Raw genomic sequence first — 12,747 nt, 5'->3', positions numbered from 1 at the left:
CTGCTGGGCGACATCCTCGACGACGAGATTCCTTCGGGATCAATGGGATACGAACTCGATTCCGCCGCGGCATCGACCATCCTGCATGGATACCACAGTACTGCCGGAAGAGACGGAAGCGACCCCCGACCCGGTCACGACCGAGACGGCGCCCGGGACAGCGTCCATCCCCCTCGGCACCACCGTCGACACGGGACAGCAGGTACACGTCGATCTTGAGGCGCTGCGCAAGCACACCGCAATCTTCGCCGGATCAGGGTCGGGTAAGACCGTGCTCATCCGGCGGATCGTCGAAGAATGCGCGCTGCAGGGTGTTTCGTCGATCATCCTGGATCCGAACAACGACCTGTCGCGACTCGGCAGCCCGTGGCCCGACGGCGAGCGATCGTGGACCCCGGAAGACCGGGCCAAGGCCGACGAGTACCTCGAACACACCGAGGTGGTCGTGTGGACACCACGGCGGCAGAACGGTCGCCCACTCGCTTTCCAGCCTCTGCCGGACTTCGCAAGCGTCGTGGACGACGCCGACGAATTCGACGCCGCGGTCGAATCCGCGGTCGCGGCGCTGGCTCCGCGCGCGAAGGTGGACGGCAAGTCCGCCGCCGCGGACAAGGCGCGCGCCGTGCTCAAGCAGGCGCTCGAATACTTCGGGGAACGCTCGCACGGCAACCTGGACCAGTTCGTCGCGCTGCTCGAGGACCTGCCCGAGCACATCAGCAACCTGCGCGACGCCACGAAGATCGCCGCGGATCTCGCGGAGAACCTCAAGGCGTCGATGGCCAACGATCCCCTCTTCGGGGGACAGGGTGCAGCGGCCGATCCGGGTATGTTGCTCACCCCGTCCCCCGGCCGACGGGCCCGCGTGTCGGTGGTGAACCTGTCCGGGCTGCCATCGGACGACCAGCGCCAGGGCTTCGTCAACCAGTTGCAGATGGCGTTGTTCGCGTGGATCAAGAAGAACCCTGCCGGCGACCGGCCGCTCGGCGCACTGTTCGTCATGGACGAAGCGCAGAACTTCGCACCGTCGGGCGGATTCACCGCATGTACGCAGAGCACGCTGGCGCTGGCGTCGCAGGCCCGCAAGTACGGGCTCGGCCTGGTGTTCGCGACCCAGGCTCCCAAGGGACTGAACAACAAGATCCCCGGCAATGCGGCAACACAGTTCTACGGACTACTGAACAGCCCGGCCCAGATCCAGGCGGCGCAGGAGATGGCGCGCGTCAAGGGCGGCACGGTGCCGGACATCGGCCGACTGTCCGCCGGGCATTTCTATGCCGCGATCGAAGGAGCGGAATTCCGGAAAACCCGGACACCGTTGTGCCTGACGCATCATCCGAAGAGTCCGCCGACCGAAGAGGAGGTGCTCGAACTCGCGGCGGCGGAGGCGTGATTGGTTAGCCTGGGACGATGAGCACTCCGGCGATCACCCTGAATTCCGGAACGACCATCCCGCAACTCGGCCTGGGAGTCTGGCAGGCCACCGACGAGCAGACCGAGCAGATTGTGCGATTCGCGATTGACGAGGCCGGCTACCGGCACATCGACACCGCCGCCGCGTACGGCAACGAGGCGGGGGTCGGGCGCGGCATCGCCTCGTCGGCGGTCCCCCGCGAGGACCTGTTCGTCACCACCAAGCTGTGGAACGCCGACCACGGGTACGAGCCGGCGCTGGCGGCGTTCGACGCGAGCCTGGACCGGCTCGGCCTCGACTATGTCGATCTGTACCTCGTGCACTGGCCGTTACTCGACGATCAGCGCCTTCTGCGCACGTGGGATGCGATGGAGGCGATCGCGTCGTCGGGGAAGGCGAAGGCCGTCGGGGTCTGCAACTTCGAGCCGCGGCATCTGAAACTGCTTGCCGATCGCGGCGGACTGCTTCCCGCCGTGGACCAGGTCGAATTGCATCCGAACCTGCCGCAGACCGATATCCGCGCGAGCGCGGCGGAGCTCGGCGTCGCCGTCGAATCCTGGAGCCCGCTCGGGGGCACCAGCGGTTCCGGCTGGGGCCGGGCGTCGAAGCCGAACACCCTGCTCACGGACCCGATCATCGATCGCATCGCCGACCGGCACAGCAAGTCGCCCGCCCAGGTCCTGATCCGGTGGCACCTGCAGAACGGGCTGATCGTCATCCCGAAGTCCGTGCACGAGGACCGGATCGCTCAGAACATCGACGTGTTCGATTTCGAGCTCTCCGAACTGGATCTGAGCGAGATCGACACCCTCGAGAACGGAAACCGCCTGGGGATACACCCGGACGAGATGAGCCTGGGCGCACCGTAGGGCCTTGCTTTCGTCGCCCCCGGACCCAATAGTGGAACACGTTCTCATTCTTGATCCGAGCGTTCCACGAGCCTCCGGGAAGGCAGACATGAGCGACACCGCGAGCACACACCACGTCCTCGGCAAGGAGGTCGTGATGCCCGTGCAGGTCCGGACCGCGACGGCCTTCATAGCGATGTACTCGGTGCCCACCGCACCCGCGCAGGCACTGATCGCCGACAGCGACCTCGAGATCCTGCAGTACCGGCCCGGCCGCGGTCTGTGCACCCTCGTGTTCGTCGACTACGTCGACGGAGATCTCGGACCGTACAACGAATTCGGAGTGTGCTTTCTGGTCCGCGACCACAATCGGCGCGGCGGCACCGTCCTGCAGGACCTCCGTGAGCTCGGATCGGGTGGTGCAGGCGCGCTGATCCACCGACTGCCGGTCGACGGCGACTTCACCCTCGCAGCCGGGCGCGGCATCTGGGGCTTCCCGAAGATCCTCGCCGACTTCGACACCGACCATCGCAGTGCCACCAAACGCGCCACGGTGTCGGAGGACGGACATCTCATCGCGGAACTGACTGTCGCACCGGGTATTTCGATTCCAGGTTCGGGCGCGACCGCTTCCGTGGCGGCGTACTCGCACCTCGACGCGGTGACGCGCCGGACGAGCTGGGACATGAACCCGACGGGGATGCGCTCCCGGATCGGTGGTGCACAGCTGAGGCTGGGGACGCACCCGATCGCCGACGAACTGCGGGCACTGGGTCTGCCCAAACGCGCGCTGGTGTCGTCGTCGATCGAGAATCTCGCGATGACGTTCGGGGACGCCGCGGGGGTTGCGAGCCGTTAGGGTGTCCGTGTGGCGGCGAAACGGCACCCGAATCCGAATCCGGCTGTGACCCTGCGTGAGGTCGCAGCACAGTCCGGTGTGTCCGTGGCGACCGCATCACAGGCACTGTCCGGTCGCGGCCGGATGACGGACGAGACACGCGAACGCGTCCGGCAGGTGTCCGAGCAACTGGGCTACGTGCCCAATGCGCTCGGCCGTGGCCTTCGGACGGGCCGGACCCACGCGCTCGGTGTCCATCATCAGAACGCCGCGGTAGCTCTCGGCACGCTGTACTTCCGCGACTTCCTGGCCGGGGTGATCGAGACTGCACACGCGCACGACCACGATGTCGCCGTGCTCAGTTCCAACGCCGGCACTCCGCGTCGCACCGCGCCGCGCGTCGACGGCGTCATCGTCACCGACCCGATCGGCGACGACACCCGCGCCCGGGAACTCATGGAGTCCCGGTTGCCGGTGGTCGCGGGAGAGCATCTGCCGGCGAACTTGCCACCCAGCGACGTGGTCACAGCGGACCACGCGACAGCGGTGCGCGAGATCCTCGAAGACGCCTATGCGCACGGTGCCCGTCATCCCCTGCTCGTCGCCCCGGACGCGAACTCGGGGTGGGGCGATGTCCTGCGGTCGACCGTCGCCGAATGGTGTTCCGAACGGGGTCTGACTGCGGTGTTCGTCGAGAGTCGGTTCGCCGATGTCGAGACCGAGGCCCTGCGCCGGCAGCTCGGCACGTTCCTCGCACAACATGCCGACATCGATCTCGTCCTGGTCGCGTCGAGCTGGGAGGTGTTCACCGCGCTCGACGCGTTGCGGGCGGCCGGTCGCGAACCCGGCCGCGACGTGCTCGTCGCGGCCTGTGCCGACGCCCCGGCACTCCACGACTGCGACCCGCCGGTCACCGCGATCGAGTTGCCCGCACTTGCGCTCGGCCGGGCGTGCGCGATGCGGCTCCTCGAACTACTCGACGGCGCGCAGGAGGTCGGGACGGTGCGCACCGTCCCGACCCTCGTGCACCATCGTGCATCGACGAGCGTCGTGCTCCACGCTGATTAATCGTTTCAGCAGAATTACCGGGACAGAACTGGCGAATGACGCAGAATCGGCCCATGGGTTCCGTGCGTAAAAGTCACGTTAACAGCGCCCTCAGCACTGGCTAATCGTTTAGGCATCCCTTTACGTTCAGTGCGTAACAACCCGAGCACAGTCCTCCAGGGGAGGACGGGGAGAAGCGCCCATGACGCAGCAGCCGAATCCGACCGATCACGATCACGACGGTCACCACCATCATCACCCGCTCGCCCCCGAAGGATTCTGGCAGCAGCCGCGCCGCCTCGGCGAGGGACTCGAGAACCACGGGGCCGTCGACGACTACAACACCGACCGCAAGCCGGGACCGATCCACGTGAACCGCCGCGCCGAAGGCGGTTTCAGCGGCATCCAGACGTTCGCGAAACTGCCCATCTGCCTGACCCCGGAAGACCTGCGCGCCGGCGAGATCGACGTTGCTGTTCTCGGAGTTCCTTGGGATGCAACGGCAACCGGCCGGTCCGGCACCAACCACGGGCCCCTGGCAATCCGGACGTGCGACTACAAAGGAGGCTACGGACGCGCGCACTTCTCACTCGACACCCACGTCGATGCGTTCGCCGACCTGCGTATGTGCGACTACGGCGACGCCCCAATCCACGTGGGCAACACCGCTTCGACGTTCGAGGGCATCCGCAAGTTCGTGGGCAGTGTCGTCGACGCCGGCGTCATTCCGATCATCATGGGTGGTGATCACGCGATCACCTGGCCGTGCGCGACTGCGGTCGCGGACCACTACGGCTACGGCAAGGTCGGCATCGTCCACTTCGACGCCCACGCCGACACCGGCCCGGACTCCCCCGGTTCCCTTGCCTCCCATGGAACTCCGATGCGCCACCTCATCGAGTCTGGCGCCGTTCCGGGCAAGAACTTCGTCCAGGTCGGGCTACGCGGCTACTGGCCCGATCAGGAGGCCCTCGACTGGATGGACGAGCGCGACATGCGCACGCACTTCATGGCCGAGATCAACCGTGACGGATTCGCCAAGGTCCTCGAACGCGCGGTGGACGAGGCTCTCGACCAGGCCGACCACCTCTACATCTCGCTCGACATCGACGTGGCCGATCCTGCTTTCGCGCCCGGCACCGGCACCCCGGAGCCCGGCGGTCTGACCTCCACCGACGTGCTGACCGCGGTACGCCGGCTGTCGGCCGAAGTCGGCATCGTCGGCATGGATGTCGTCGAGGTCTCCCCGCCGTACGACGACCGTGGCGAGATCACCGCCCTGCTCGCCAACCGCGCGATTCGGGAGACGATGACCGGCATCGCGATGCACCGCCGCGGCATCACGGAACCGAATTACGCGCACCCCTACGCACTCGGCCTGAACTCCGACGGCAACCGGCGCAACACCGTCTTCCGCGACCGCTGAACCGCCCGACCCGCTCGGCGCAGCAACCTCCCGGCACGCCACGATCACGAAAGAGCTTCGACGATGCGACGAACGACACGCGGGTATTCCCGGGTCCTCTGCGCCTCCGCCCTCCTGGGCGTGAGCGCACTCCTGCTGACCGCCTGCTCGGGCGGCGGCTCCGGCTCCGGCGGAACACCTCCCACCGACGGAGTGCTCCGACTCGGTGTCCTCAATGACATCGGCCAGCCGCCGGACCCCGACGTCTACTACTCCGGCAACGGGCTTGCGATTACGACGAACGTCTACGAGGGGCTCGTGCAGTACGAGCCCGGTAACCACGAGGAGGCGGTGATAGCGCCACTGCTCGCCGAATCATGGGAGGTCAACGACGCATTCACGGAGTACACCTTCGCGCTGCGCCAGGGCGTCACCTTCCACGACGGCACGCCCTTCGACGCGTCCGCGGTGCAGGCGTCGTTCGACCGCCGCGCCGCGGTCGACGCCGGACCCGCATACATGGTGGAAGACGTCTCCGACGTCCAGGAGATCGACCCGTACACGGTGAAGGTGGTCCTGTCCCAGCCGAACTCCGCGTTCCTGGACTACCTCGCCTCACCCTACGGCCCGCGCATGATGAGCCCGACCGTCCTGGCGGAGCAGGCCGGCAACGACTTCGCGCAGACCTATCTGTCGACGCACGACGCCGGAACCGGCCCGTACCAACTGACCGAGGCTGCGGTCGGCGAGCGATACGAACTGACCTACTTCGAACAATACTGGGGCGGTACGGTTCCCGAGTTCACCACGGTCGAACTGCCGGTCTACACCGAGATCTCCGCGATGCAGATGGAACTCGAGAACGGCGATCTGCACGCGCTGCTCGTCAGTGTCCCCACCGCATCGAGGCAGGGCTACCTCGAATCCGACACACTGACGGCGTATTCGCTGCCGTCGTTCCAGGTCGGCGTCGCCTACTTCAATCCGAATCGTCCGCTGCTGGCGAGCGCCGCAGCACGCACCGCGCTGTTCGAGGGCATCGACTGGGCCGCGCTCGTCGACCAGGTCACCGGTACCAGCTCGCAGGTCTCCGCCGGATACTATCCCACCGGGTCACTCCCCGCGGACCTCGATCACCGTGAACTGGTCCACGATCCCGCGGCACTCGCCACCTGGGTGCAGTCCCTCCCGGCCGGCACCCCGATCCAGATCGGGTACGCCGCGGGCGGTTCGGACGCCGAGCAGATGTCCAACATCGTTGCGGCGCAACTTCAGGCGCTCGGAATGAAGGCCACGGTGACCTCTCACCAATCGTCCGAGGTGTTCGGCTCGTTCTACGAGAACCCGGCCGCGTCGCCGGACATGATGATCACCCCGGGGACGTGGCCCGACTCCAACAGCCCGTACATGCACGGGCACGTGTTCTGGGACCGGGACGGTGGACTCAATCACCTCCAGTGTTTCGACGACAAGACGTCTTCCCTCCTTGCCGAGGCCCTCGCCGCCGGTTCCGACGAAAAGTATTTCGCGGCAGGTGAAGCCGCCTACGACGCGATGTGCGCGCCCACGTTCGCCCGGACGACCGACTTCATGGTGACCCAGCCCTGGCTCGGAGGTGTGGAACAGTCCCACTCCATCGCCGCCCCTGCCACGCTGGCGTTCGCGACGCTGAGCGTCGACGACGTCGCGACCTCCGAGTGAGTCACGGGCCGTCCCACCCGCGGTGGGACGGCCCGCCTCCCGCACCGCGCAACCCCTGCACCGCACGCCGGAAGGCGCCACCCGAAACGGAGAAACCCCGATGTCCAGCCCGTCCGACGCGCACACCGGACATGCCCGGTTGCGCGACTTGCCGACCACATTCTGGTGGCTGTGGACGGCGCAGCTCGTCGTGTGGATCGGCCGGTTCGTCGTCCCGTACATGACCATCTACCTCACATCGCAGGTCGGAATGTCCGCGACCGAAGCGGGACTGGTCGTCGCGGCATACGGTGTGGGTGTCGTGGTGAGCGCGCTGAGCGGCGGCGTGCTCGCCGATCGCATCGGCAGGCGGCGAGTTCTCGTCGGCAGCGAACTGCTCAGCGTCGCCGTGCTCGTCGTGATCCCTTTCGTCGAAGGCAAGTTCGTGGTGGCAGGACTGCTCGCGGTGTACGGATTGTTCAATGGCGCGGCCGGGCCCGTCATCAGCACCATGATCGGCGATCTCGTCGCTCCCCGGCACCGCCGCACCGCCTTCAACTACAACTACTGGGCGGTCAATCTCGGTTACGCGATCGGGCCGCTCGCCGCGGGATTCATGGCGGAATCGTCCTTCGCCCTTCTGTTCTGGGCACAGGCTGCCCTGGTGCTCGTGTCGACGCTCGTCGTGCTCGCGAAGGTGCCGGAAACCCGGGTCCCCACCACGCCCTGCTCGGATGTGCCCACGTCCACGACGACTCCGGTGCTCGGGACCGGCGAACGCGGCGGTCTGCTCGGCGTGCTCACTGACCGCGTGTTCATGACATTCGTCGCCGTAATGTTCGTGTACTCCATCGTCTACGTACAGTCCACGAGCACACTTCCGCTCGTCCTGACCGAGCAGGGTCATCCGTCGAGCCATTACGGCATGCTCCTCACGCTCAACGGGGTGCTGCTGTGCGTGCTGCAATTGCCCACTGCACGTGTCCTCAACCGGTGGACCCGCGACGCGGTGATCGTCGCCGCGATCTGCGTGACCGCCGTCGGGTTCGGTCTCCAGGCGTGGGCAACGACGCTCACCTTCTACTTCGTCACGGTCGCGATCTGGACACTCGGGGAAATGGGGTCCCACCCCCAGGCCCAGTCCCTGACAGCCGATCTCGCCGATCCGCGCCGACGCGGCCGTTACCAGGGTGTGTACGGCCTGACGCATTCGCTGGCGCTCGCGGTGGGACCGGTCGCCGGCGGCTTCGTCCTCGACGCGTGGGGCGCGCAGGCAATCTGGCTCGGCGCCGGCGCACTCGCGATCGTGGTGGCGGTGCTGTTGGCCGTCACCGCGCGCACCCGGCAACACCGCCTCACCTGGACCACCGCGCGGCAGCACGATGTTCCCGACCCCGTCCATTCCCCCTGAGACCGCCGGGCAGTATCCCGGCACCACGCCTCGGCCAGCGGCGCCCGAGCCGACCCGATCCCCAGCACGAAGGAGCGGTCAAATGGTGACAGCAACAACTCTTCGCGCCGAGGCGCTCGGCGGGCAACCGCCCGATCCCGGCGTCGATCGGCCCGTGGCCCGGCTCAGCGGCCTCCGCGTGAGCCTCGAACGCAACAGCACGCGCAACCAGGTTCTCCACGGCATCGACCTGGAGATCGGCCGCGGCGAGATCGTCGGCGTCGTAGGCGAATCCGGCTCCGGCAAATCTGTCATGAGCATGGCGATGCTCGGGCTCCTGCCGTCCACGGCGCGGCCGATCGTCGACGGCGGCCTCGAGATAGCCGGTCTCGACGTCCGCACGTCGACGGCCGAGCAGTTGCGCACGGCCCGCAGGAACCGGGTAGGTGTCGTCTTCCAGGACCCGATGACATCGCTCAATCCGACGATGCACATCGGGCGGCAGGTCGAGGAGAAGGCAGGTTCGTCCGAGGAAGCGATTCGGCTGCTGAGGGCGGTCGGCATACCGCAACCGGAACGGCGGTACCGGTCGTTCCCGCACGAGTTGTCCGGCGGTCTGCGCCAGCGGGTCATGATCGCCATGGCCGTGGCCGGCAAACCCGAACTGGTGGTTGCCGACGAACCGACGACCGCCCTCGACGTCACCGTGCAGGCTCAGGTTCTCGACCTCCTCGGGTCGCTGCGTGGCGAGATCGGCTGCTCGATCGTGCTGATCACCCACGATCTCGGGGTGGCGGCCCAGGTTGCGGACCGCATCGTCGTCATGTACCGCGGCCGCATCGTGGAGACCGGCACCACGCGGCAGGTACTCGAACAGCCGCGCCACCCCTATACGCGTGGTCTGCTGGCATCGCGTCTGTCGTTCGACTCCGACCGCACGCGTCGGCTGTGGAGTCCGCCGGTTCACGTCGCGCCCTCCACTGACGAGGGTTGCGCGTTCGCCGCGCGCTGCACCTTCCGTCAGGATCGCTGCACAGAATCCGTTCCGTTCCTCGAAGCCGTCCACACCGCGGGACACACGCCCGCCGCGGACACGACGCCAGGTCACGAGTCCGCATGTTTCGAGACCGCGCGGGTGCTCGCGGCGGCGGCGGGTAGCGAGGAACTCGACCCGCTGCCGATCCCCGAGATCGTCACGGGCGCACCACTCGTTGCCGCCGCCGATGTGGCCTGCACATTCCGGGTCCGTGACGAACGAGGCAGACGTGCCCAGCTCGCTGCGCTGCGCGGCGTCACGTTCGATCTGCGTCCTGGCGAATCGATGGCCATCGTCGGCGAATCCGGCTCCGGCAAATCGACACTGCTGCGCGTCGCAGGCGGGCTCGAGAAGCGGTTCACCGGGTCGATGCGCGCGCCCACCGGCACCGACGTCCAGATGGTGTTCCAGGATGCGGGCAGCTCACTGACTCCGTGGATGAGCATCCGCGAACTGCTCCAGGAACGCATCCGCGACGCGGACCGCGGCAAACGCGAGTCGCGCATCCGCTCGATCCTCGAACGCGTCGGACTACCCGCCGCGACGCTCGATGCCAGGCCGGGCGAACTGTCCGGCGGTCAACGCCAGCGTGTCGCGCTGGCCCGCGCGACGATCGTCCCACCGCGGATCCTGCTGTGCGACGAACCGACGTCGGCACTCGACGTATCCGTCGCCGCAACGGTTCTCAATCTCGTCAACGAGCTGCGGCGGGACCTCGGCATCGCCGTCATGTTCGTCACCCACGACCTCGCGGTGGCCCGCATCGTCGGCGACCGGATCGCCGTGATGTACCTGGGACGGATCGTCGAGCTCGGCCGGGCCGAGGATGTCATCGCACACCCCCGCCACCCCTACACCCGAACCCTCGTCGACGCCGTTCCACGGCCCGGCGGGACCGTCACACCGCTCGCCGGTGAACCCGCGAGCCCCCTCGCACCGCCCACCGGATGCGCCTTCCATCCCCGATGCCCCGTCGCTGTGCCCGAATGCTCCGACACCGTCACCGGCGTCCAGCTCGTCGCGATCGACGGCCGCCCCACAACCGACATCGCGCGGCACGAAGTCGCTTGCGTCCGTGCAGGAGAGAGCCGATGACCGACACCCTCGAACGCGGCGGTACCGCCGTCGCACCCGCGCGGACGAACGCACCCGATGTGCCGTCGCTGCCCGCACCTCGTTGGCGGGCCACCACCTTCACGCGGAGGTTCGCGACCGGCGACGCGCGGCGCGCCGTCGATCGGGTCCTGATCGGCCTGCTCGTCGGGGTCACCCTGCTGTCACTGGTCGCGCCGATGCTCGCCCCGTACGACCCGGTGCAGCCGGTCGGCGCACCCAAACTCCCCATGTTCAGCGCCGGGCATCTACTCGGCACCGACTCCATCGGCCGGGACACCCTGTCCCGCGTTCTGACCGGGCTCCAGACGTCGTGGCTGCTGTCCGTGCTCGTCACGGCACTCGGGCTGGTTATCGGCGCGGTCGTCGGAGTCGTGGCCGGAATGTTCGGCGGCTGGGTCGACTCGCTGCTCATGCGGATGACCGACGTCTTCCTCGCCCTGCCGTCGATGCTCGTGGCGGTCGCGGTGTCCGCGGCGCTCGGTCCGGGCCTGTCCAACACCGTGCTCGCCGTTCTCGTCGTGTGGTGGCCGTACTACGCCCGCATCATCCGGGGTGAGGTGCGCGCGCTCGTTGCGCGACCCCACGTGGAGTCCGCTCGCATGGCCGGCGCCGGATGGTTCCGCATCATGTGGCGCCACGTCCTGCCCGGTGTCGTGCCGACCGCGATCGTGACGGCCTCGCTCGACATCGGCAACGTCGTCATGACTCTCGCGTCCCTGTCCTTCCTCGGCTTGGGCCAGCCCGCCCCGGCGCCGGAGCTCGGCGCGGACACCTCGCGCAACCTCGTCGAGATCCTCGACGCGTGGTGGATCCCGATCGTTCCCGGCGTCGTCGTCATGCTCCTCGCCCTGCTCTCGAATCTCGCCGGAGACGCACTGCGTAACCGGCTCGTCCGGAGGTGACCGCCATGGTGCGTCTGCGATTCCTCGGCTCCCAGCTGCTCTCGCTCGTGGGTCTGCTGTTCGTGTTGTCGGCCGTTCTGTTCGTCCTGCAGGAGATCTCCGGCGCCGACCCGGTGGCCGCGACGATCGGCGGAAACGCCTCACCCGACGCGATCGCCGCCGCGCGGGAGCGGCTCGGCCTCGACCGTCCCGCGATCGACCGCTACGCCGACTATCTCGGCGGGCTGGTCACCGGTGACATGGGCACCTCGTTCCGAACCCACCGCGCGGTCACGACCGACATCGCGAACTACCTGCCCGCAACTGTCGAACTCGTTCTCGCCGCGTTCGTTCTGGCGCTCGTGCTCGGCGTGCTGTTCGCTGTGTCGAGCCTGCTGCGCTGGCGGCTCACCGCGCCGTTCCGGGGACTGCTGTTCCTCGGCTCGACCGCTCCGACCTTCCTGCTGGGCATCGTGGGGCTCGTGGTGTTCTACAAAATGCTCGGGGTGCTTCCTGCATCCGGCCGGGGCGGCATCACGAACGGCCCGACGGGGATGACGGTGCTCGACTCGCTCCTGGACGGCGACCTTCCCGCGGTGGGCGACGCACTGCAGCATCTGGTGCTTCCTGCGCTCGCGTTGGCCGTCGGCCCCGCACTGGCGATCGGCCGGGTCCTTCGGTCGAGCCTGACCGAGACGCTGGAGTCGGACTTCGTGCGGACAGCAACATCCAAGGGGCTCACCGACACCCAGGTGCTGGTGCGGCACGTGCTGCGCAACTCGGTGAATGCGGCGCTGTCGATGAGCGCATTGCAGCTCGGATTCATGTTCGGTGGCGTCCTGCTCATCGAGGGTGTGTTCACGTGGGGCGGGCTGGGTTCGTATCTCGGTGCGTCCCTTCCGGTCTCCGACTTCCCGGCCATCGCGGGCGTGACGTTCGTCCTCGGGTCGCTGTATGTCGTCGCCAACACCACCGCCGACGTGCTGCAGAGCGTCGCGGATCCACGTATCCGCGTCTCCTGAACCACGCCCGACCGAGAATCCGGAGGTACCGGTGCCGAACGTCCCCAGAATCACCGTCCACACCGTTGTCGCG

General features: G+C 67.7%; 10 protein-coding genes. All 10 read left to right on the top strand.

What is annotated here, in order from left to right; genetic code table 11:
* Positions 1–85: 85 nt before the first annotated feature.
* Positions 86–1,390, top strand: a complete 1,305-nt coding sequence (locus AC0LPE_RS02610) for an ATP-binding protein (protein ID WP_490605551.1) — start codon at positions 86–88, stop codon at positions 1,388–1,390.
* Between the two features lie 17 nt (positions 1,391–1,407).
* Entirely contained in the window at positions 1,408–2,280 is an 873-nt protein-coding gene (locus AC0LPE_RS02605) for an aldo/keto reductase (RefSeq protein ID WP_490605550.1), read from the top strand.
* Positions 2,281–2,368: 88 nt separating this feature from the next.
* A complete protein-coding gene (locus tag AC0LPE_RS02600) occupies positions 2,369–3,118 on the top strand; it encodes an acetoacetate decarboxylase family protein (protein WP_490605549.1) in 750 nt (249 codons plus the stop codon).
* A 9-nt stretch (positions 3,119–3,127) separates the two neighbouring features.
* Positions 3,128–4,165, top strand: coding sequence for a LacI family DNA-binding transcriptional regulator (locus AC0LPE_RS02595; RefSeq protein WP_490605548.1), 1,038 nt, complete (start codon positions 3,128–3,130; stop codon positions 4,163–4,165).
* Positions 4,166–4,346: 181 nt separating this feature from the next.
* Entirely contained in the window at positions 4,347–5,570 is a 1,224-nt protein-coding gene (gene speB, locus AC0LPE_RS02590; protein ID WP_490605547.1) for an agmatinase, read from the top strand.
* A gap of 120 nt (positions 5,571–5,690) precedes the next feature.
* Positions 5,691–7,250: an ABC transporter substrate-binding protein gene (locus AC0LPE_RS02585; RefSeq protein ID WP_490605546.1), complete on the top strand. Its 1,560-nt coding sequence runs from the start codon at positions 5,691–5,693 to the stop codon at positions 7,248–7,250.
* Positions 7,251–7,350: 100 nt separating this feature from the next.
* Complete coding sequence (locus tag AC0LPE_RS02580) at positions 7,351–8,640, top strand: MDR family MFS transporter (RefSeq protein WP_490605545.1); 1,290 nt, start codon at positions 7,351–7,353, stop codon at positions 8,638–8,640.
* Between the two features lie 82 nt (positions 8,641–8,722).
* Positions 8,723–10,750: an ABC transporter ATP-binding protein gene (locus AC0LPE_RS02575; RefSeq protein ID WP_490605544.1), complete on the top strand. Its 2,028-nt coding sequence runs from the start codon at positions 8,723–8,725 to the stop codon at positions 10,748–10,750.
* Positions 10,747–11,673, top strand: a complete 927-nt coding sequence (locus AC0LPE_RS02570; RefSeq protein WP_490605543.1) for an ABC transporter permease — start codon at positions 10,747–10,749, stop codon at positions 11,671–11,673. The genes AC0LPE_RS02575 and AC0LPE_RS02570 overlap by 4 nt, the downstream gene beginning before the upstream one ends.
* Before the next feature lie 5 nt (positions 11,674–11,678).
* On the top strand, positions 11,679–12,674 hold the full coding sequence (locus AC0LPE_RS02565) for an ABC transporter permease (RefSeq protein ID WP_490605542.1): 996 nt from the start codon (positions 11,679–11,681) through the stop codon (positions 12,672–12,674).
* The last annotated feature ends 73 nt before the right edge of the window (positions 12,675–12,747 follow it).

The sequence above is a fragment of the Rhodococcus sp. S3 genome (genome assembly GCF_058211795.1).
The sequence above is the reverse complement of the archived record's forward strand: the minus strand, read 5'-3'. Positions and strand labels throughout refer to the sequence as shown.